The sequence below is a fragment of the Chthonomonas sp. genome, assembly GCF_035294505.1.
Lineage (GTDB): Bacteria > Armatimonadota > Chthonomonadetes > Chthonomonadales > Chthonomonadaceae > Chthonomonas.
Window position 1 is genome coordinate 1 of sequence record NZ_DATGKU010000003.1, and the last position, 21,569, is coordinate 21,569.

Genomic DNA, 21,569 nt, shown 5'->3' on the forward strand with positions numbered 1-21,569 from the left:
AGGGACGCGGCAGGTAAAAGGAGAGCAAAACCCTGCCGCGCCAGGGAAGGAAGGTGAACTCGAATCACCAAGTATTATCGGTGAACTCGCATCCCTTCTTTAGTTACGGATAAAAGGGCTTCCGTTGTGCCCTTGCTTCGCGTTTTTATTCTACGATGCCTGCGCTTATCTCGAACGTCGCGAGCATATGTACCGGTGGAGCAAGCACAAGAGTGGCCGGGTTGTTCGGGTTTTGCTTAGAGGGTTTGTTGGCAACCGTGCGAACCTGCAAATCGGCCCATCCGTGCTTAACAATACGCACACATAGGCCAAGCTGCGGGGCGAAGTCGGTGGTAGAACGTAGGCGCAGTTTTCCTCGTAAGATCATGCCGCTGATGGGGTTTGGATCGCCCTCGGCAGAGCGCGAATCGGAGGAGGGCACAAAGGTATGTATGGTGCTGACCGAGAGCGATTTGATCAGGAGCGTTTGGTAAGGCCCAACCTGTCGCGCCTCTGCAAGGCAGGCGGTGGTGTCGCCTTCGGCTTCATGGTAGCTCCAGTGTTGTCCCATGGCCAACGGGTAGGAGGGGAATAGGAGGCCGTAAAGGTCGGTAGCGTGCCGTAAAAAGTCGGGCATTTCTAGAGAAGCCTCCGTTTTTGGGGAGGAAGGAGAGGAAACAACCTTGCCGTTTGGGGTTACGATGAAACGCATAGGGGCCTTCGAGGCGTTCACCGTAAACGCTTTGCCGTTCAGCAGGCCAGCACCGCCCGTAACCGCAAACGACAGCTCCGCACTTCCATCGGAGCGAATTTTTTGAACTTGCACGCGCTCCATCAACGTTTCGCGAAGTGTGTACAGTGGCAAAGCTTTGCCCGCACGGCGGAGAGAATAGACGATATCGATCCGGTAGTTTGTGGTTTGGCCCTCAGCAAACTGCAGCCTAAGAGGATAGAGCGAACGGGGTTGGTTTTGGGAGGGGGAAACGTGCCGTGCTGCCGGTGGGGGCGAAGAGGCTCCAAGCCCCATGGCCCCCAGAAGCAGAAAACAGGCCAGACGTAGAAGACGCAACCTCTTGCTAACGTAAAGCCGCCTGATCAAGGGCCTGCACCACAAATCGTGCGCTAACATCCACATTTCCGGCCGTTGGAACATAGGGCGGAGTGGTAGAGGAAGGAGGCGTAGCATTGGCGGCGTTCGATAGAGGAGTCTGCTTTAACTTCACAGTCAGTTTGAAAAGACCCTTTTGCATTCGCACCGCATAGGTTTTCACTCCGTTTGAGGCGGGGGCGGGAGTGCCAAGATAGTTCATCCATCCGATAAGGCTGGCCGTCCCTTGAAGGCGACTAACCTCATGCTGCTTGTCATTTGTGGCCATACCGCTTGAGTCGAGGGTATCGTCAATCTGAGAGGTGGCTGTTTGCATGATCTTCAAATCGAGGTTGACTCCATCCGGCTTCATCGCGTTGAGTTTGTTGGTGTAAGAGACCTTAGCCGGCGCCGTGCCGATCACCCCCTCCTTCGATGTCCAGGAGGTACCCAGTGTGACGGCGGTGTTTGGCAGGATGACAGGCATGACGATCATGAACAGTTTGCGCAGATCGATCCCCACGTTCACCCGGACCATGTTGTTAGGCGCGGTGAGAATTCGCGCAATGGAGCCGTCGGGCCGTAGAACCACACTGGTGTTCAGAGCCTTTTGAGCCTGTTCTAATTCAATGGGGAAGGGAACCGTCTGCTTCGGGTCAATCTTGGCTCCGATGGGCACCTCCTTTTGCAACAGCTGCATGTCCACTTGGGTTACGGTGAAGTCTACCGGGAGACCATCTTGCTGGGGTTGACCAACGTGCGCCACATACTCCATGTGGGCTAACAGATGGACGGGCGGATCGCCCGGCTGATCGAAAGGAGGGAAATGGCCATCAAAGTAGGCCGTTACCAGATAGTGCTGCACCGAGCCGGGTTGCAGCGCGTAGGTAAGCAAGGGGCCGGAAACGGCCGGAGCGACGTTTTGTGCTGGGGGGGCGGCCGCTTTTTGCTGGGCAAAGCTCGGCACCGCTACCAGTAGCAGTACGCAAGACAAAAAGGGAAAGCATATCGTTTGCAAAAATTTATGCATCAACCGTGGCACCTCCGAAAAGTAGAAGGATTCTACCTCTTCCTACAGATACTGTCAAAAAGCCGCTATTGGTTTCGCCGAGTAGAGCACAAAAAACTCCCTCTTCTTTCGGTGAAGGAAGAGGGAGGAAACGGAATGCGCTTACGATGCGTGAGAGAAGCTAGCGGTTTTGACCGGCTTGGTAGTTGCACTGATCTTGCCAGCCGTTGAAGTTTTGGCGCCACATTGTTGGGGTAAGCATGGTGCCGTTGATGTTCTGATCCGGCCCTATGGGCTGCCAAGTAGCCGCCCATGGCATCGTTTTGGCGTGGCCATCGGCAAAGACATAGTTCGACATCGCGCGGTTGCGCTGATCACGCGGAAGCACTTCTGGCGATTCGGATGTCCAGGTGTTGGGGCCGCGCCCGCTGATGCGGGTATGGCGGTCGAAGCCGGCGTTATTGGTGAAGTCTATGCACACACGGCCGTGAATATCCTCCCAAGTGGAGAGTTGGTTCCATTCCCAACCGTCCACGCCGGGAACGCTTTCGGCAATGAGAATGCAACTGGCCGGTTGGTCGAGGGCGGCCAACTTCATCGCGGTCCAGGGGCCGTTAGGCAGGTTGCTGATGTTGTAACGGTAGGAGCCGGGAATCACCTCATTTGGGTTGGTGTTTGGGTCGTAGTCGTGCATTGCACGCGGCAGGCTGTAGGAATCGGAAGGGCATTGGTATATCTGCTTATTTTTGATGTAGGGAAGCAGCACCTCGTCCCAACCGGTGTTCCAGGGGTTGCCCCAAGGCTCTCCTACATCGGCCTGATCGTTGAAGAAGGCTTTAGGAAGATATTCGTCGTGGTCTTGCGTGAACATCGCGATGGCCATACCAAGCTCTCTGGCATTGCTGAGGCAGGATATTTCCCGTGCTTTTTCTCGAGCTTGAGCGAAGACGGGAAACAGGATCGCGGCAAGTATCGCGATAATCGCTATAACCACAAGCAGTTCGATAAGCGTAAACGCTTTTGATTTGGGTTTCATCGAAGTCTCCTTTGATCTATGGATGTTGTTTTGACGCGCCTTTGCTTGTACCACGCCTTCTAACTAGCGCGCCCCGCCGTTGTAGGCGTTAGAAGGTCGTGGAGGCATATAGCCTCCCGGTTGCCCGTAGGTGGGTTTCACCACGGCGCCAGGGGGGAATTTACTCGGCGCTCCGTTAGCGGTAAAGACGTAGTAACCGATACCAACGAGAGCGAGTATTCCAAGGGCAATAACGACGATGCCCACCCATGCTGGCAGCTCACTTTTCAGCGGAGAGCCGCTCATTTTTCCTCCTCCTTTCGTAGGAAAGAGCCTACTTTCGTTTAGGAAACATCTAACCTCCTGAAGCCCGAACGATGAGCCTCGTTGGAATCTCCACATGACGCGGGGCAAGCCATTCGCCCGTCTGAAGGGCCTGGATGCGCTCTACCAACATCTGCACGGCGAGATCGCAAATCTCTTGCAGTGGATAGGCGATTGTGGTAAGTGGCGGGTCGAAAAGTGCGGCGAAGGGAAGGTCATCACAGCCGATCACCGCCACCTCCTGGGGAACACGCACTCCTTTATGCCGTAGACCGGCCAACGCACCGAATGCCGTCATATCGTTGAAGCAGAGAAGGGCGTCGGGGCGCTCGGGCCGCTCGAGCATCTGTTCCACACGGGCGCGGGCGATATCTACATCGAAGGCGGTTCCGTGAAATGTGTAGACCAGAGGTTCTTGCCCGATGGCTTTCAGAAAGTCGGTGTAGTATTCCGAGCGTACGTCGCCCTCTCGCGCTACGGAGTGTTCCGGAGCAAGGTAGGCGATGCGGCGGCGCCCGGAGGCCACGAAGTGCTCTAAGGCGCTCTGCAGCCCCGTCTGCAGTACGGCAGACACGCTGTCACGCCCCGGCACACCATAGCCGATGACGACGACATTTTCCATATCGGGCTGCTGTACCCGTTCACGCACTTCCGTGGAGGTTTCGCACCACAAGATCATGCCATCGGGGCGACGTGAAAGAAGGGTATCGAGAAGATGGAGGTCGTTTGGTTCATCGGCGCGGCGCGTGGTGAGGATGATCTCGTAGCCGCGACGCTCCAGCGCCGCCGAGCAGAGAGCGACCATGCGGGCGAAGAAGGGGTTTTCTACGCCACCTACCAATAACCCAACCACGTGGCTTTTGCGGGTACGGAGCTGCTGTGCGGCCCGATTGACCGTGTAGCCAAGCTCTTTTGCCGCCATCAGCACCCGTTTTCGGGTCTGTTCCGAGACGCGAGTGTTGCCCCGCGTGCCATTCAACACGCAGGCAGCGGTGGTATAGTGCACATTAGCTCTTTTAGCGATCTCACGCAGCGTTGGTTGCTTTGCGGTCATGGTAACAGTATATCGTTCGAGCCTTTAACCTATCGTTAGGTTAACGGACTGAGTATAACACATCCCCTCCGATGTTGTCAAATGGAAGGCATACACCCTTCCCCGCACAGAAACAGGTATAACAAAAACTATGGAAAGCACAAAAGGCTCTCGGAGATTGCCTGCGGTCGCCAAGCCAAAAACGACACCGACACCGCTTTCGCTTGCTGTAGGAGTGAAAAGCGACCCCATTGAGTATCGCTACTCTTTCTCGTGGCTCTTCCGACTTATGAAAGAGGAGGGGGTTCGTTTTCTCCAGCTCGGCACCTTCTTTGAACTGTACCATCTGCCCGATGAGGCTTTTCTTCAACTGCGTGCCGAAGCGGAGGCCTACGGCATTTGCATCCGCAGTCTCTTCACCGCCCATCGAGAACTCGGCGGCTTCTTTCGGAAAGAGGCAGGGTATGAGCAGGTAGCACGACGTTGTTATGAGCGACTCATCGAGGTAGGTGCCCTGCTCGGCGCCTCTGCTGTAGGCTCCAACCCCGGCGCCGTACTGCGAGATGAGATGGATTTCAAGCCCGATGGCCTCGCTTGCTACGTGCGCCATATGAAGGAGCTTATGCACTACGCCCATGAAAAAGGGGTGCGCTGGCTTACCATTGAGCCGATGTCGTGCCTTGCCGAGCCACCCACGACCCCCGACGAGATTCGGGAACTGGCCGAGGAGCTAAACACCTATCATGCCGCCCATCTTTCCAACACGGCGCGGGTGGGTTATTGTGTGGACATCGCCCATGCCTATATAGACAAAAGAGGCGCTTTGTGCTACACACCACAGGCTCTTTTTGAAGCCGCTCTGCCGGCCCTCTACGAAATCCATCTGAAGAACACCGATGCCCGCTTCGAGGCGACCTTCGGGTTCTCGGAAGAGGAACGTCTGCGTGGCGTGATTGAGATAGCCACCTTTCGCGATCTGCTCTATCAGCATGCCCATCATCTTCCTGTCTCCGAGGTGGTAGGCTACCTCGAGATCGGCGGGCCTAAGCGCGGGCGAGACTATACCGACCCGCTTTTGGAAACCCAGCTGCGTAGCTCGTTACGCTATCTCAAACAACACTTCACCGCCCGCCCACCGGATGCCACGCCATTGCCGACACCCTCTCGACCAGTACGCATTGCGCCCTCCATGATGTGCGCCGACCAAGCCCATCTTGCCGATGAGGTGCGCGAACTGGAGATGCTGGGCGTGGATTGGCTCCATATGGATATTATGGACACCCATTTTGTGCCCAACATGCCTCTTGGCCTCACCACTTTAGAGCATCTGCGCGCTTTAACCCGTCTTTCCTTCGATGTCCATCTCATGGTGGAGCATAACGAGCTTTTTATCGAGCGATTGGCAAAGATAGGGGTTCAATCCATCTCGGTACATGCCGAGTCCACACGGCATCTCGACCGTGTGCTCAGCCTCATTCGCGCCCACGGAATTCAGGCGGGAGTGGCGTTGAACCCGGCAACCCCCCTCTCCGCCCTCGAATATGTGCGCGAGTTGATAGATTTTGTGCTTATCATGACGGTGAACCCCGGTTTTGCCGGGCAAGTGCTTACCACCTCGGCCATCCGTAAGATAAGCGATTGTCGCCGTTGGCTCGATGAGAGAGGTTTTTCTCAACTGCCGATTCAAGTGGATGGCAATGTAAGTTTTGCCAATATTCCTCGCATGGTAGCTGCAGGCGCCGATATCCTCGTTGTCGGCTCCAGCAGCCTCTTTGCTCCAGACAGACCGCGGTTAGAAAACATGCGTCGTATTGAACAGGCCATTCGGGAAGGAATGGAACAACGCCAAGGGGGGCCGCGAAAGTCATGAAAACCATGCATGCCCTTGTGCTTCATCGAGTTGGCGATGTGCGTTTTGAGTCGATACCCTGTCCGGAGCCAGGCCCAGGCCAGGTGAGGGTGCGCGTAGGCTATTGTGGGGTTTGTGGCTCGGACATTCCACGGCTCTTCGAGAAAGGAACCTACCGGTTTCCGTTGGTGTGTGGGCACGAGTTTGCCGGCACGGTTGACCTCTGCGGCCCCGATGTGGCGGGGTTTGAAAAGGGGCAGATAGTAGCGGTTTTTCCTCTTATTTGGTGTGGCCATTGTCCTGCTTGTGAACGAGGACACTATGCGCAGTGCCTCAATTATAGCTATCTTGGTTCTCGTGAGAACGGAGCCTTTGCGGAGTATGTGGTGGCGCCGGCACGCAATCTCCTACCGGTGCCCGAAGGGGTATCGCTGGAAGAGGCGGCGATGACCGAGCCGGCCGCCGTAGCCCTCCATGCGCTTCGGCGCACTGGCCGAAACCTCACCGGACTTACCGTGGCGGTTTTCGGTTGCGGCCCCATTGGGCTGCTCGCCGCACTTTGGGCGCGCTTGGGGGGAGCGGTGAAAATCCTCTTGTTCGATGTTGCGGAAGAGAAACTCGCCTTGGCCAGAAGCTTAGGGTTTTCGATGGCCTTTTCGGCGGAAGAGGAAGACCCCGTAAGCTGCATTGAAAGAGAGACGAGATCACAGGGGGCCGATGTGTGTATTGAGGCCGCCGGTGTGCCGGCCACTCTGATTCAAGCGTGCAGCGCCTGTGGAAGAGGCGGGCAAGTTGTGCTGCTCGGCAATCCGTCCGCCGACGTGGTGCTGCCGGCGCCGCTTCTGTCGCAAATGATGCGACGTGAGGTTACGGTGGTCGGCACATGGAACTCGGAGTATGGAGTTTACACCACCTCGGACGACTGGCACACCACGCTCTCCGCTATGGCAGCCGGACAGTTCAACGTACAGCCGCTCATTTCGCACAAGGTGCCATTGGTTCAGGCAGTGGAGATGCTGCAGGCCATGCGACAGCGCCAGGTTCCGTTCGTCAAAGTGCTTATCTCACCATAAGTAAACGGCGGCAAGGGAGCCACCATTCATATCGCGCATCCCCTTTAGGTAGAGGGTGCCAACAGCCCGACAAACAGTTTAGGTCTTCCCCACCAAGCCAAGGGGGAAGACCTAAAAACCAACACCCAAACCCAATCTATTCAAGAAGCAATTTCCTGTACGCAAGCGGCCATTGGGAAGTTCCTAAGGCGCTTTTTCCTGCTTTAGAGCTTCCGGCAGCGCTTGGCGAAGGCGTTTGTAGGTGTTTTCCAGCCGTTCGGGAATAACGCGAATGCCGGACACCGCCGTCATGAAGTTCGTATCTCCGTTCCATCGCGGCACGATATGCCAATGAAGATGGTTGGCGATGCCGGCCCCGGCCACGCGCCCGATGTTAAGCCCGGTGTTGAACCCCTCCGGATGGTAGGCGATCTGCAGCAGCCGCAGGCTTAGCCTGGTGAGCTTCATGATATCGAGAAGCTCTTCATCGCTATAGTCTTCCATCGAGGTGGTATGGCGAAAGGGAACCACCATAAGATGGCCGTTGCTATAGGGAAAGGCGTTGAGAATAAGAAAGCCGTGGGGGCTTCGATGCACGATGAGGTTATCGGCATCGTGGGCTTCGCCTTGGGCGGGAAAGTCGCAAAAGATACATCGCTCCGACTTTCCCGCCGATTCAATGTATTGCAGCCTCCAGGGCGCCCATATCTGCTCGATCATGCTGTTACTTTTCGGGTTTGGTCCATTGTCGTGTCTCGCAGGAACGTTCTACGGCTGAAAGCACAGCTTGGTTCCTATAGCCATCCTCGAAGTTAGGGGTAAATGGGGTGCCGCGCACGATGGCCAGGAGGAAGTCGTGCACAAGATTGATGAAGGTATGCTCGTAGCCGATGATATGAGCAACCGGCCAATAGGCGCTCATATAGGGCATGAAGCTTTCGGTGGACTGAACAAGGTGAAAGCCCTGAACGCCCTGAGGGTCATCGGTAAGATATATCTCGAACTCGTTCATACGCTCTTGGTTATAGACGATGGAGCCTTTTTCTCCATTGATTTCCCACCGGTGATGATTTTTACGTCCTGGAGCAAGGCGGGTGGCCTCGAAAGTGGCTGTCGCGCCGTTTTCCAGTCGGGCAAGAAAGGCTGTAACATCATCTACGGTCACCTCGCCCATATCCTGGGCGGCCTTAAAGCCGGCCAAGCCACCTTCGGTATCGGCGAGGAGCGGGCGTTTTTTAATGAAGGTCTCTTGAAGCCCGATCACTTCGGCGAACTCGGTGCCCATAACGAATCGAGCGGTATCTATGAGGTGTCCGTTCAGGTCGCCGTGCGAGCCGCTACCGGCAATGCTTTTATCGAGGCGCCATACGAGGGGCACGTTGGGGTCTACGATCCAGTCTTGGAGGTAGGTAGCGCGGAAATGGCGCACTTTGCCGATGCGCCCCTCGCGCACAAGTTGAGCGATGTAGGCCACGGCCGGCACAAAGCGATAGTTATGGCAGATTCCGTGAACGAGACCGCTCTTTTTGGCGAGTTCGTAGGAAGCGCGTGCGTCTTCTAGGGTGGTGGCAAGCGGCTTTTCGCAGAGCACATGTTTGCCTGCTTTCAAAGCGGCTTGAGCGATCTGCGCGTGGGTGTTGTTAGGAGTTCCGATGTCTATAATGTCAATATCGTTTCGCGCCACCACATCTTCCCAGTTTGTGGAATACTCTTGCCACCCAAAGCGTTCTTGAGCGGCCCGCACTTTCTGTTCGTGGCGTCCGCAGATCACCTTAAGGACGGGTTCGACTTCGATGTCAAAAAAGCGTGCTACCTGCCGATAGGCGTTGCTGTGCGCTTTGCCCATGAACTGGTAGCCGATGAGAGCGACATTGAGCTGTTTTTTCGCCATAGGTTTTTACCTCCGATGCTGAAGTAAGGGAATGGATTTTCCTTCTTCCTGAGCCTTACATTTCGGCAAATGGACAGGCGATTCCTTTTATAGGAGGGACAGATCGTTTGGTCTCAGCAGGGTTTTAAAGATAAACCGCTAGGGTATTGGGGCGCAAAGGAGACTTCCCTTCCTACTCTTTGTCGGAAGGCCTGCAATGGAACCCAAGATGCCTTCGAGAAGCCGTGCGCTTATCGAGGTTGTGGTGGCAGCTCCGCGCGCCCCAGGCACCACTCTTCAACCCAAGGCCACTTCCCATAGCCGTAGTAGGGGCTGATATGGCCGGCGCTTTCAAGTTTATAGATTGGGATGCCGAGAGCCTGCGCTAAACCGGCGCTCTGGTCGAAGGTGGCGTAGTCGTCGTTATTAGAGGCGATGAGAACGGTTAGTGGGCAGACGGCATGCAACACCCCCGGATAGATGGGCAGTGGGTAGAAGCTGGAGACGCCGACGGGAGCTTCTGTAGGTGGGGCTTGTGGCATGATATAGGGCGGAGCGACCAGCAGAACCCGTTCCGCAATAGGTTCGGCATCCGTTCCGCAGCTGCTCACCAGATGAATCCAGGCAATGCACCCCAGACTATGCGCTACGACCGTGAGCGGCTCTCCTTCGTGATGATCGCGAATCATGCCGATTTCGCGACGTATGGCGTTGAGCCAGGCGTTCAGATCGGGAGCACTCGGATTGGGCATTTCGGGATAATACACGGGAACCTGTTCGGCAGTGAGCCGTTCATAAAGGTGCTCTTGCCAATGCTCCGGTGCATTGCCACCCCAGCCATGCAAGATCAGCACAACGCGATTTTCCATGTTCTCCTCCGCTTTGAATGGCCCTCCGCTCCTACAAGGGAGGAAGACCCCATTCGAGTTCTATCGTATCTTTTTTTGAAGCGCCCAGGTGCCTGCACACACTCTCTAAAAAACGTTCCTTGCGAAGCACGTTGAAAGAACAAACGGCCGCGTGCCTCCGCTCTGGGTGTGATGGCTATTGATAAGCCTTTGAAGATCAAAGCAATGCGAGAGCGAATTCGTATAGACTACGTAACAGTTACGCCGTCGGTGTCGCTCTTTCCTGCTTAGCTTTTAGAAGGGCTTTATTGGATGTTCACTCGCGACCGGCGGCTTGACGAAGAGCTTCTCTTTCTCGATCACGCTCGGCGATGCTTTCGCGTTTGTCGTAGAGCTTCTTCCCGCGCGCCAGAGCGATCTCCACTTTGGCAAAGCCGCGTTCAAAGAAAATGGAGAGCGGGATAATGGTGAGGCCTTTCTGTTCGGCGGCGGCACGCAGGCGCTCGATTTCATAGCGATGGAGGAGCAGTTTTCTTGGGCGTTTGGGGTCGGTGTTATAGCGATTGCCCTGCTCGTAGGGGGAGATGTGCATGTTATAGAGCCAGGCTTCGCCGTGTTCGATTTTGCAGAAGGCGTCCTGAAAGTTCACGCGGCCGGCTCGAAGCGATTTCACTTCGGTGCCAACCAGCGCGATGCCGGCCTCGTAGGTCTCGCCGATCTCGTAGTCGTGACGAGCGCGGCGATTGACCGCAACCACCTGGCGGGTCTTTGTGTTTTGTGCAGCCGTCTTGGTCTGTTTGCTCATGGTTCGCCCTCAGCAACGCGGATTGAAGTAGTATACCTAAGCGCTTGCCTAGCCTGGCGTGTGGGGTTTTTCCGGCCGCATGGCGGGGAAGAAGATCACGTCTCGAATCGACTCGGCGCCTGTAAGCACCATGGCCAAGCGATCGATGCCTACGCCAAGTCCTCCGGTGGGCGGCATTCCGTACTCCATGGCCTCTAAAAACTCCTCGTCCATAGGGTGGGCCTCTTCGTCGCCGGCGGCACGTTGACGCGCCTGAGCTTCAAAGCGTGCCCGTTGGTCGAGGGGATCGTTGAGTTCGGAGAAGGCGTTGCCAAGCTCTTGGGTGGCGATGTAAATCTCAAATCGGCGCGTGAGTGCGGGGTTATCCGGTTTGCGTTTGGCTAACGGTGACGTCTCGATGGGGAAATCGGTGATGAACGTGGGTTGAATGAGCTTAGGCTGGGTATACTGCTCGTGGAGCTTCTCGATAAGCCCGCCCAGATTCGTCTCCTTTTCCAGATCGAAGGTTACCCCGATACGACGGCAGGCTGCTTTGGCGCTTTCGAGGGAGGTAAGCTCTTCGGGCCTAATGCCGGCGTTCTCATAAATGCCCTCCAAAATAGGGAGGCGTGGCCAGGGGCGTTGGGCGAGGTTGATGGAGTGCCCAAAGACTTCCAGTTGGGGGCTGCCGTTCACCTCGGTGGCGATCGCAACGTACATGTCTTCCACCAACTCCATAATATCTTCGAGGTTGGCGTAGGCTTGGTAAAGCTCCATGAGGGTAAATTCAGGGTTATGGCGCGTGGAGATGCCTTCGTTGCGGAACACCCTGCCGATCTCGTAGACCTTCTCATAGCCGCCGATGATAAGCCGCTTGAGGTACAGCTCAAGGCTGATGCGCAGTTTAAAGTCGTGATCGAGCGCATTATGATGGGTAATGAACGGTCGAGCAGCGGCCCCACCTGCGACTAACTGCAGAACGGGAGTTTCTACCTCCAGGAAACCGCGTGCATCGAGATAACGGCGCATGGCGGAGACGATTTTGCAGCGTTTTGTAAGTACCTCGCGTGAAGTGGGGTTTACAAGCAGATCGAGGTAGCGATGGCGATAGCGCTCCTCCCTATCGGAAAGTCCTCCGTGTACCACGCCCTCCGCATCCTGCTTGCCAAAGGGGATAGGACGAAGGCTTTTGGCTAAGAGGGTAAATTCACGCACATGAATGGTCGGTTCACCGGTGCGCGTTTTAAAGGGATAGCCTTTTACGCCCACAAAATCGCCGAGGTCAAGGTCTTTAAATCGTTCAAAAACCGATTCTCCGAGGTCATCACGTCGCGCATAGACCTGTATGCGTCCACTTTGGTCGCGAATATCGGCAAAAACTACCTTGCCTTTAACCCGCTGAGCGGTAAGGCGCCCGGCCACGGAGACCTCCAGCTGCTCTCGTTGCTCATCCGGCAGCGTCCAGTGGGCGGCCGTCTCATCGGTAAGCTCAGAGGCGGTGTGAGTGCGTACATAGCGCTCGATGCGAAAAGGGTCGAAGCCTTCGGCACGTAACGCCTGCAGTTTGGCAAGACGTCGGGCGGTCTCTTCGCTTCGCTCCTGCTCTTCCTGCGCTAAGCTATTGGCCTCCTCTGCCTGTGGGGCCGTTGGTGAGGCGCTCTCTTCTTTAGTGGCGGTAAGCGGTTTGCGTTCGTCGTTCACGATCGATTCGTCTGGTCTCCTCCCTTCATACCTGCCTCGGTTCTTTTGTATGGCAGAGATTCCTGACAAAAACAGAGCTAAAAATGTCTTACAAAGACATTTTCAATAAATCGGTGCCTCTTGTTGAGACGATGCATCGTGACAGGCTAGGCTACTTGCGAATGCTCTCGATGCGGTAGTTCATGACCCCTTTAGGCACGCGGATAGAGACGATGTCTCCCACTTTCTTCCCCTTCACCGCTTTGCCAATGGGCGATTCGTCGGAGATGAGGTTGTGGTCGGGGTCGGCTTCTGCCGAGCCTACCAAAGTGAACTCCCACTGTGCGCCGTTTTCCAAGTTGGTCATTGCCACAATAGAGCCGATGTCTACATGGTCGGTAGGAATGGATTCATCGTCTACCACACGGGCCATCTGAAGCAGGTGGCCGAGTTCGAGAATCTCGCTTTCGACGAGGGCCTGTTCTTGTTTGGCCGTTTCGTACTCTGAGTTTTCTGTGAGGTCGTCGCCCTCCTTGGCAGCGCGCAGACGGCGGGCGATATCGGGCCTCTGCACATTGCGCAGATAGTCGAGCCGCTGGCGCAGCTTAGCATGACCTCCTGGGGTCAACACGATCTCAGAATCTTCAGACATTCGATCCGTCACTCCTGGGCGGCGAGGCGCCGCATTTATGGTGCGTGTTTTTCAAGAGAGGCGTTTTTCCTCTCTTCAGTTCAAAACAAATACGATTCATTGGCCGCATTTATCGCCCAATTATCGTCTTTTTTGCCGCTATTTTGTATGCTCGATTGCGGGTTTGGAAAACTTAGACCCTACGTGGGAACCATTCACTCTGAAATATAGGTCGTACCCGCTCGAAAGGGTTCCAACACCCGACCGAGGGGCTTTTGAACTATCGGCTAGAGATCGGCAAAAAAGTCGAAGAGGATGTCGGCTGAATCGGGCAGACCTTCGTGGCCGTAGTCGGGGTAGAGGATCATGCGTTTTGGCGATTCGATTTTGTTGTAGGCGGCAAACTGTGTGGACGGTGGGCAGATAGTATCCATAAGACCGGTAAGCATGAGCACCTCGGCACGAATGCGCGGGGCTAGATGCTGGCAATCTATATAGCCGAGGCGTGTAAATATCTCCTGCTCCCTTTCATGGCGCGGGTCGAACTGCCGCAGGAAGGTACGTATCTCTTCGTAGGCGCCGACGGCGAGGTCCATCTCCCAAACGCGCAGGTAGTCGCAGAGAAAAGGAAACACAGGGGCCGCTTTTCGTATGCGCGGTTCGAGCGCGGCGCAGGCGAGGGTGAGGGCGCCTCCCTGTGAGCCGCCGGTGGCCCCGACGCGGTCAGCATCTACTTCTGGAAAACTCATCACGATGTTGGCGAGTTGAGCCGTATCGAGAAACACGGAGCGATAGTAAAGCTTGTCGGGATGATCGTCTAGCCCGCGAATGATGTGCCCTCGCAGAGTGGGGCCGCGAACCCCTTCGATGTTTTCCGAGCGTCCCCCCTGTCCACGGCAATCTAGTGCAGCCACCGAGAAGCCCTGTGCGACATAGGGCAGTTTGTCGGTCCAATCGCCGCTTGAACCGCTATAACCGTGGAACATAAGGAGGGCCGGATGAGGCTTAGGGGCGGTCTTTGGGCGAAGGTATTTCGCATAGACGCGCGAGCCGCCTACACCGGTAAAATAGAGGTCGAAGCATTCAGCAAAGCTTGCCTTGGTTGGGCGGGGAATAAGTTCCACCTGGGGATCGGTTGCGCGCATCTCAGCGAGCGCACGTTGCCAATAGGCATCGAAATCGTCGGGCTTGGGGTTTCTGCCTTGATAGCATTTTAGCTGCTCTAGAGGCATCTCGAAAACGGGCATGGAATCTCCCTCCAAAAGCTTGGTTCGCATGGTTCGTGTGTTCAGTGCGGATAGTATACTTCAAGGAAGCGGCTTTCTAGGAGGGGGTGCTAACGGCTCTCCGTCTCTCACTTCTGGGCCGGCAGAGAGGCCGGGGTAAGCTTGGGTATCGGGGTAGAGAGCTGAGGAGTTGTGGTCGTACCGACAGAGGCCGACTCGGTGGAGGATGTTTTCGCAAGAGCGGCTTCGATAATCTTTTGTTCTTGCAGAGCCTCTTCATAGTTAGGATCATAGAGTAGCGCGACCTGGATGGCATGGTTGGCGAGGTCGTATCTCCCAAGCCCGTAGTAGGCGGCTGCAAGGTGGTAATAGTATGTGCGTGCTGCCACCGGTGGCGTGTTTTTGGGCAGATCGGAAGTTGCCTGCAGCAACATCTCCACGGCGTCGGCATAGAGGTTATGCGCTTGCGCTTTGGGGCCGCAGACGGCCTGGCGGTAGAGCACCCACCCGTAGCTGTCTTCAGCAGCGGCGTAGAGTTCGCTCCGGTCGGAAGAGAAATCGAAGCTATGCTGTAACTTGATAAGCGCGTTAGCAACGAGAAGCTGCGCCCGCTTAAGATCGTCTGGATCGTTGCTCGTGATCGCGAGGATGTAGCCGGTGTCGTTCAGCGTTTGAGGATCGTCTGGGGTAAGGTTTAGCCCCTGTAGCGCGGCTGCACGCGCCTCCTGATTTTGAGGCGGCTTTTGTTGGGTATACGCATCGGCCAAGGCGAGGTAAAGCCGTGAACGACTTGTGCTATCGGCATTGCTACAGTCTTGCACCGCACGCTGGGCGTAGTTCAACAGAAGGTCGGAGGCGGTGTGGGGAAAGTTCTCACATAGGCCGATCACGTCTAAGTAGGCCGTGGGGTCGTGGGGATGAGCGTCCAAATAGTGGTCGAGCGCTGCCCGCGCATCGGCTTCATCTCCGTGCAATAGGCTATTCTTTGCCGCCAGAAGCTCCTTTGGCAGAGGAGAGGGACGGTCAACGAGCAGATAATAGAGTAGTAGCCCAGTGCAGCAAACGAGAAGCAAGCGAAAGGTTAGAACTAACCAACGCATCGAATTTGATGTGTCCATTCTCATCCTCCGACCGATACGAGCGGCTGTACCGCTTTTTAAATACCGAGAAGAGAGGCTTCTACGGTTCCCTAGCGAAGAAAAACGATCTATCTCTGTTCTTTTGTGTTTCTAAATAAGTTGTGGGAACAACGCTCGCAACAGAGGTGTTTCCCTATTTAAAGAGCACAGATTCTCGATGCCCTCTTGTCAAAGAGGGCTATATCGGTTATAATGCACCTGCGCTAAAGCGGTATTGAGGCGCGTGGAAGCGGTGCCGATCATCCAAACACGAGCGAGGGGCGAACAGAGTATGGAATGCCAAAACTGCGGCGCGACGAACGAACCCGATAATCCGACCTGTATACGCTGTGGCGTGCCACTGGCGACGCCCTCTTCCCAAACGGCCTCTACGCTTCTTCAGCAAGCCTACCTCGCCTACAAGCAGGAAGATATGGAGACGGCTCTGCTCAAATGCCGGCAGCTTTTAAAGGCCGATCCGGAAAACGAAGAGGCGCTTGCGCTCATGGCGCAGCTTGAGGAGAAGCAGGAGCACTATCTTGCAGCGGCAGAGGTTTACGAACGCCTAACGGAGCTTCGCCCCGAGAGCGTGGCCTATCGGTTGCGTCTAGAAGAGCTAAAGCGTAAGGCGGAGAGCAGGCCTTCAAACCCACCTTCGGCGCCTCTTCCAAACCGTGCGGGGGACAATCGCATCAGCGTTGTGCTGATCCTTGCAACGACGATCCTCATGTTGGCTGCTGCCGTGGTCATCCTCGCATACGAGTGGGGGCGCGCCACGCAACTGAGCATGAACACGCCTAGTTTGCCGCCCATCATCGCCGAGCGCCCGACTGCCCCTTCGCCGAACCCTTCCGCAACGACGGCGCCTTTCCCCATGTCATCTTCAACCTCGAACGCCACCCCCTCGCCCTCGGAGTCGCCCCAACCGTCGCGCTCTCACGATGGCAGTGGAGCACAGCAAACCGGCCTCTCGTCAGGTCTATCGCACGCTTCTATCACTGTTGCGACGCCGCATGTCTCGCTGCCACCGGCTGCCGTTCATCCCATGCCATCATCCAGCTCTACAACGCCTTCACGGCGCATCGTGCTGCCGGCCAGCGATGCCGCTACGAGTTCCGATGAGAACACGGTGGTTATTCCTGTTTCCGGCAGCGCGTCCGCCTCTTCAAGCAACAGCCCGGCATCCTCTGCATCGAACGGCCAGGGTACCACCGTCGTTCGGGTTTATCGGGCCAACGGCGCTTCAGGCTCCGCCGGCGATAGCTCCGCCCGTTCCTACATCGCCATGGGGCAGCATCTGCAGCTGAGCGGTCAGTACGATCAGGCCATAGAGGCCTACCGAAAAGCTCTCCCCTCGGCGGGAGATGATACCGGCTTTGTGTACCAACAGATAGCTCTCTGCTATCAACGCGAGGGCAAGAAGGCGGAGGCTGCCGATAATTTTCGTCAGGCCAAGGCCGCCTACCAGCAGTTGCTTGAGTCCGGACGTAAGGTGGCGGAGGCCCGCGCCGGCATTATTGCATGCGATCAGGGAATCAAGCTGTGCAGCCCCTAACTCGTTTTCGCATTTTAGGTTGGATAACCCTTTTGGGAGTGCTGGGATACCGTTATTCGATTGCCGAGACCCCCGCAACCTCGCCTAACCTACCTAAACTGCTTATTCTCGTGCGTAAAGACCCTAAAACCCCCAACTCCGATTTGCCTCAACTCCTGGCCGGCCTGTTAAAACAGTCCCTGAAAAGCTCTTCGCTCTACACTCCTGTGCTCTATAGTCCCTACGATCCCACAATAAAAAATGCGCTTCTTAATCATCTCTTAACGCCTAAAGACCTGAACACGCTCGATTCGCCTATCTCGCAACAACGGCTCGCAGAGGCCTACGATGCGCGTTATCTCCTCTCTATTCAGCCCCATATTCTTCCAGAATCGGTGGAGGTGGACGTGTCGCTTTTCCATCGGGCACCTGCAGAGAGCTGGACGATGCCTTACTCCAATCGTCTTCATGTAGACATGCCGCCCGCTCGGCGCGGGGTGACGGAGGAGATACGGCGCAAAGCCCTGCTTTATGGCCTGGTAGATAGCATCTCCGGCGCAGTTGGCAGTCCGACCCACCTGCTGGCCTCTTTGCCCATAACGCTGCCCCAAACTGTGGCATTGAACGATGCGAACTCCACCTCCGCGCAAAAAACGGCTGCAGCTGCCCCTATGCCTAGCAGTAGTCCTGCGACGCAATCCGCACCACCCCCTCCGGACTATGTGGCGCAAGCGCGCGATGCCTTGCGTGATGGCAATGTGGCCGATGCCATTATGCTGCTGCGTCAAGCCGTAGATGGGAACCCCTTTGACCCAAAGCCTAGAGCCTTGCTTATTCAGACCTACCTTCAGCGACACCTCGTTGCGCTGGCCGATGCTGAGGCTCAAAACAGCCTTCTTCTCTGCCCCAATAACGTAGAGCTAACCCAGCTTGAAGCGCAGGTGCTTGAGGCCAAAGGAGATACGAAGGGCGCTTTGCAGCTGTTCACCCAGCTTGTAGCCCACAACCCTCAGGATGTGGCGGCTCGCATCGCCTTAGGCGACGCCCTGCTGGCCAATGGACAGTATGCCGATGCCCAAAATGCTTATGAAACGGCGGCCTCTATCAACGCCAAAAGCGCGCTTCCTGCCTTGCGCCTCGCTGCCCTGTTTGTGAAGGAGGCCAATTCCGACCCCAGTTTTTATGCCAAAGGCCTTTCCGAACTCGAAACCGCGCGTCAACTCCTACCACCCACCGATACCACGAGCTATCTTAACTGCTATGCAACGCTGATGCCTGTTCTCAGCCAGCGCATTCATGATAATGCCGATGCCCTACAGCAGATATATGAGTCCTGTGTGCAAGGCGGCCTCAGCGTCACCGAGGCCTTGCGCGACCTTTCTGACCTGCAGAATCGCCTGGTGGCATTGAGTGATTTTCTGACCAAGCTTCCCCCTGCCGTTGGGGTTGAGAAGGCACAGGCCGCCTATGGTCAAAGCGCTGCGTTGCTTTTACAGGGCATCAGCTACTTCCATGACGTTCTGGCCGATCCGGCGCGCACCCCACGTGAGGCTGCAGATACGTTGGCTCTCGCGCGCGCAAATACGCTTCATGCGCTTCAGGAGGCCGATACGCTGTTAAAGAATAGCCTTAATCCTCCCCAGACGAAACCCCAAAACACGGATAACACCACCTCCAACGATTAAAAACAGGAACTTTCGTTAGGATTCTGCTGTTAACTGTCTTTCAAAGAAGGATTCTTGCTAACGATGTAGAAAAAAACGTCGTTGGTGAAGAACCGATACCAGCAACCCAAATTTCCTGATAACGAAGAGGAGGTTCATCCGACAATGAAACACCATCGTCGTGCCGCGTTCACGTTAATTGAGCTGCTTGTCGTTATTGCTATTATCGCGATACTTGCAGCCATTCTCTTTCCTGTTTTCGCGCAGGCGCGCGAAAAGGCACGAGCCATCTCCTGTCTCTCCAACTTGAAGCAGCAGGGATTGGCCTTGAATATGTACGTACAGGACTACGACGAGACCTTCCCCATCAATCTCTACTTAGGGCAGAACAACGGGAACGCCTGCGTGATGACGAGCTACCAAGAGATTCAGCCCTACCAGAAGAACTCGTTGATACTGCTATGCCCTTCCGATAGCACGCCGCTTAACTTCCCGGTGGCCATGCAGACGATCGGCTTGCCGGCCCCTTGCCCGGTTTCGCCGGAGCTTATCAAAGTGAGCGATCAGCCGAACTATGCGCTTATTGATGATGGCGATCCAAACCCGATCTTCGCCGGGGAGACCGGCAGGCCGGTACACCGATTGGCCGAACTGCAGTTCCCGGTGGAGACCAGCGCTTTTGCCGATGCCACCGTTACCCTCCAAGGCCCCACAGCGGCTTTCTGTCTGTTTTGTTCGCCGGTGCAGGCGCGCCATAACACAACGGTCAACTCGGTGTATGCCGATGGCCATGCGAAGGTGGTGCACACAAAGCCCTATACCGATGCAAACGGCAACCCTTACGTTGGCATTCAGCTCGACGGGCAGAGCACAAAGGCCTATGTCATTACGGATGCAGGGCCGTATCAAAACAGCACAGAGCTTTGGGGCATTCCCTATCAAAAGTCGGATGGAAGCTGGGGCCTGCTTCCGTAGGCCGGCTTCTTCAGAAGATTTAAGGGCGGGCAAGTGCCCGCCCTTTCCTACAGTTCCCTACCAGAGCCTATGCGAATGGGGAAGCCCTGCCTCCTAGCGTGGGAGAGGCTTTACTGCCCGTTCGTATTCGTGTTGGTTCCTGCCTGCTGTTCTAGTTTTTGAATGGCAGCCTGTTTTGCCGGAGCAGGAAGCTCCGGGTTATTCTGGATGGCCTGAATTTTTTGCTGCAGGGTTTGATGCGGAGGCGGCCCTGTTGGGGTCGGATTGCCTTGGTTGTTGCTGCAGCCTGCCAAAGCGATGAGGGCGTAAGCTCCACCTAAGAACGGCAGGTTTTTCAGATACTTCGGGATTCTCATCTCCACTCCTTTCAAGGACATCGTTAGAAAAGGGCAAGCGAAGGTTAACTCCACTTGCCCTCGAAGCGTTCCGCAGAAAAGCTACTGTTGGACGCTGGGGTCGCCATAAGCGAGGCCCCAATAGCCCCATTCGTTATGCTTGCCGCTATCCTCTACACCCTCTGGATAGAGCTTTGAGAACTGATACCAGTGCACGTGGCCGTCCATATGCAGCACGTTGGAGCCGGAGTTATGTCTCCCATGGAAATTCGGGCCACCCCAGAAATTCGGCTGAATGTTTGGATAGCCCGGCCACAGAAAGCCTGCAGCCGGGAAGTCAATCATCATCGCCGCCTTCGCCGAACTTACGATATCGGGGTTGTCAAAGGTGATAGGAGATTGATAGCCGCCGTAAAGGCCAGGGCAGCTATTGGGAACCCAGTGGCTATCGTAGGTCAACATGACGTTGTTAAAATCGTAGTCCATCGGCGGATAGACGTCGTTATAGTACTGTGCGTCGCCCACGTTGGAGTGCGGCAGTCCTACGCAGCCGTCATCGGGAGGAAGCATGTAGTCGCCTTGACCGTTATCGCGCTGTTTATGTTGAATGGTGCCCATGGGAAAAGTAGAAGAGGGGCATTTGAACAGTTGGGCGTTTTTGATATAAGGCTCTAGGCGTGCGGCCACGATGTAGCTGTTAGGCCAGATGTAGACTGGCATATAGTTGTCGTAGTCCTGCGCATACATCAGCATAGCCAGCCCAATCTGCTTTTGGTTGGAGAGACAGGCCGTCTGGCGTGCCTTCTCACGCGCTTGGGCGAAGACAGGGAAGAGAATAGCTGCTAGTATTGCAATAATTGCAATAACTACTAGCAGTTCAATCAACGTGAAACCTTTGCTACGTTGCATACGATCCGAATCCTTTCTTTATGAAAGTTTGTGTCTTGGTATATGTTCAAGCGCCTTTGAACAGGGCGCATGAAGCCGAAGTCAGATAGTGTTTCCTCTAGAAGCATAGCGATTAGGGTCTTTCAGCATGGGGGCGCTTTGGCGTGTTGAACCGCGCAGCACGATGTGACAGGGCACAATGCAGCGCTGTGGACGGCCAGCATGGCCTTCGATAAGGTCTATCAGCATCTCTGTGGCCGTGCGGGCAAGACTGCTGATGTTAATAGAGACCGACGTAAGCGGCGGCTCCAGATAGGAGCAGAAGCTCGAGTTGTTAAAGCCCACAAAGGCGATATCTTCTGGCACATGCAAACCGTTCTCGAGAGCCACCTGCATAGCGGCGGCGGCGGTGACATCGTCTACGGCGACCACAGCATCTGGAGGTGTGGGGAGGCTCAGCAGCCTCTTCATCGCTTGGCGCCCACCGTCTGCGGTGAAGTTGCCGTATTCGACGGCTTGGAATGGCGCCTCATTGGCTTGAAGAGCCTCGAGATAGCCCGTTAAGCGATCCTCCGACACGTTCACGCCTTTGGGGCCGCCGATATAGGCGACGCGACGATGACCATCCGAGAGAAGCTTTTCGGTAACCATGCGTCCTGCCGCCACGT

General features: G+C 55.8%; 21 protein-coding genes. 5 read left to right on the forward strand and 16 right to left on the reverse strand.

Annotated elements, in window-relative coordinates; all coding sequences use genetic code 11:
- Positions 1-145: 145 nt before the first annotated feature.
- The 5 genes from VKV18_RS00100 to VKV18_RS00120 all read right to left on the reverse strand — a co-directional run bounded on the left by VKV18_RS00100 (position 146) and on the right by VKV18_RS00120 (position 4,468).
- Complete coding sequence (locus VKV18_RS00100) at positions 146-1,048, reverse strand: hypothetical protein (RefSeq protein WP_324202194.1); 903 nt, start codon at positions 1,046-1,048, stop codon at positions 146-148.
- A 7-nt stretch (positions 1,049-1,055) separates the two neighbouring features.
- Complete coding sequence (locus VKV18_RS00105) at positions 1,056-2,096, reverse strand: hypothetical protein (protein ID WP_324202195.1); 1,041 nt, start codon at positions 2,094-2,096, stop codon at positions 1,056-1,058.
- Positions 2,097-2,256: 160 nt separating this feature from the next.
- Positions 2,257-3,111, reverse strand: a complete 855-nt coding sequence (locus tag VKV18_RS00110; RefSeq protein ID WP_324202196.1) for a type II secretion system protein — start codon at positions 3,109-3,111, stop codon at positions 2,257-2,259.
- Between the two features lie 63 nt (positions 3,112-3,174).
- Positions 3,175-3,396, reverse strand: a complete 222-nt coding sequence (locus VKV18_RS00115) for a hypothetical protein (RefSeq protein ID WP_324202197.1) — start codon at positions 3,394-3,396, stop codon at positions 3,175-3,177.
- Between the two features lie 49 nt (positions 3,397-3,445).
- Positions 3,446-4,468 carry a LacI family DNA-binding transcriptional regulator gene (locus VKV18_RS00120; RefSeq protein ID WP_324202198.1) on the reverse strand — a complete coding sequence of 341 codons (1,023 nt, stop codon included), beginning with the start codon at positions 4,466-4,468 and terminating at the stop codon, positions 3,446-3,448.
- A gap of 130 nt (positions 4,469-4,598) precedes the next feature.
- Here VKV18_RS00120 and rpe point away from each other — a divergent pair, with 130 nt between their 5' ends.
- Together rpe and VKV18_RS00130 are read left to right on the forward strand one after the other, a co-directional pair.
- Positions 4,599-6,317: a ribulose-phosphate 3-epimerase gene (rpe, locus tag VKV18_RS00125; RefSeq protein WP_324202199.1), complete on the forward strand. Its 1,719-nt coding sequence runs from the start codon at positions 4,599-4,601 to the stop codon at positions 6,315-6,317.
- The gene (locus tag VKV18_RS00130; RefSeq protein WP_324202200.1) at positions 6,314-7,369 is read left to right on the forward strand and encodes a galactitol-1-phosphate 5-dehydrogenase; all 1,056 of its coding nucleotides are present in this window, start codon (positions 6,314-6,316) and stop codon (positions 7,367-7,369) included. The genes rpe and VKV18_RS00130 overlap by 4 nt, the downstream gene beginning before the upstream one ends.
- A gap of 183 nt (positions 7,370-7,552) precedes the next feature.
- Here VKV18_RS00130 and VKV18_RS00135 read toward each other — a convergent pair whose 3' ends face one another.
- From VKV18_RS00135 to VKV18_RS00170, 8 genes are all read right to left on the reverse strand, one after another.
- Positions 7,553-8,068, reverse strand: coding sequence for an HIT domain-containing protein (locus VKV18_RS00135; protein WP_324202201.1), 516 nt, complete (start codon positions 8,066-8,068; stop codon positions 7,553-7,555).
- A 4-nt stretch (positions 8,069-8,072) separates the two neighbouring features.
- Entirely contained in the window at positions 8,073-9,239 is a 1,167-nt protein-coding gene (locus VKV18_RS00140) for a Gfo/Idh/MocA family oxidoreductase (protein ID WP_324202202.1), read from the reverse strand.
- 230 nt (positions 9,240-9,469) lie between these two features.
- Positions 9,470-10,087: an RBBP9/YdeN family alpha/beta hydrolase gene (locus tag VKV18_RS00145; RefSeq protein ID WP_324202203.1), complete on the reverse strand. Its 618-nt coding sequence runs from the start codon at positions 10,085-10,087 to the stop codon at positions 9,470-9,472.
- A 295-nt stretch (positions 10,088-10,382) separates the two neighbouring features.
- Entirely contained in the window at positions 10,383-10,871 is a 489-nt protein-coding gene (smpB, locus tag VKV18_RS00150; protein WP_324202204.1) for an SsrA-binding protein SmpB, read from the reverse strand.
- Between the two features lie 48 nt (positions 10,872-10,919).
- On the reverse strand, positions 10,920-12,551 hold the full coding sequence (gene lysS / locus VKV18_RS00155; protein WP_324202205.1) for a lysine--tRNA ligase: 1,632 nt from the start codon (positions 12,549-12,551) through the stop codon (positions 10,920-10,922).
- A gap of 151 nt (positions 12,552-12,702) precedes the next feature.
- Positions 12,703-13,182 (reverse strand): transcription elongation factor GreA, encoded by a 480-nt coding sequence (gene greA, locus VKV18_RS00160; protein WP_324202206.1) that lies wholly within the window; start codon positions 13,180-13,182, stop codon positions 12,703-12,705.
- 266 nt (positions 13,183-13,448) lie between these two features.
- Positions 13,449-14,408 carry an acetylxylan esterase gene (locus tag VKV18_RS00165; RefSeq protein ID WP_324202207.1) on the reverse strand — a complete coding sequence of 320 codons (960 nt, stop codon included), beginning with the start codon at positions 14,406-14,408 and terminating at the stop codon, positions 13,449-13,451.
- 107 nt (positions 14,409-14,515) lie between these two features.
- Positions 14,516-15,505 (reverse strand): hypothetical protein, encoded by a 990-nt coding sequence (locus VKV18_RS00170; RefSeq protein WP_324202208.1) that lies wholly within the window; start codon positions 15,503-15,505, stop codon positions 14,516-14,518.
- Positions 15,506-15,797: 292 nt separating this feature from the next.
- Between VKV18_RS00170 and VKV18_RS00175 the strand changes: the two genes are divergently transcribed.
- From VKV18_RS00175 to VKV18_RS00185, 3 genes are all read left to right on the forward strand, one after another.
- A complete protein-coding gene (locus VKV18_RS00175; RefSeq protein WP_324202209.1) occupies positions 15,798-17,060 on the forward strand; it encodes a tetratricopeptide repeat protein in 1,263 nt (420 codons plus the stop codon).
- Positions 17,048-18,724: a tetratricopeptide repeat protein gene (locus VKV18_RS00180; RefSeq protein WP_324202210.1), complete on the forward strand. Its 1,677-nt coding sequence runs from the start codon at positions 17,048-17,050 to the stop codon at positions 18,722-18,724. The genes VKV18_RS00175 and VKV18_RS00180 overlap by 13 nt, the downstream gene beginning before the upstream one ends.
- 144 nt (positions 18,725-18,868) lie before the next feature.
- Positions 18,869-19,678, forward strand: coding sequence for a type II secretion system protein (locus tag VKV18_RS00185; protein ID WP_324202211.1), 810 nt, complete (start codon positions 18,869-18,871; stop codon positions 19,676-19,678).
- 110 nt (positions 19,679-19,788) lie between these two features.
- On the opposite strand, the gene VKV18_RS00190 is transcribed toward VKV18_RS00185, so the two are convergent.
- From VKV18_RS00190 to VKV18_RS00200, 3 genes are all read right to left on the reverse strand, one after another.
- On the reverse strand, positions 19,789-20,034 hold the full coding sequence (locus tag VKV18_RS00190) for a hypothetical protein (protein WP_324202212.1): 246 nt from the start codon (positions 20,032-20,034) through the stop codon (positions 19,789-19,791).
- 81 nt (positions 20,035-20,115) lie between these two features.
- A complete protein-coding gene (locus VKV18_RS00195) occupies positions 20,116-20,922 on the reverse strand; it encodes a prepilin-type N-terminal cleavage/methylation domain-containing protein (protein WP_324202213.1) in 807 nt (268 codons plus the stop codon).
- 81 nt (positions 20,923-21,003) lie between these two features.
- The coding region (locus VKV18_RS00200) for a substrate-binding domain-containing protein (protein WP_324202214.1) at positions 21,004-21,569 on the reverse strand (566 nt) is incomplete at its 5' end.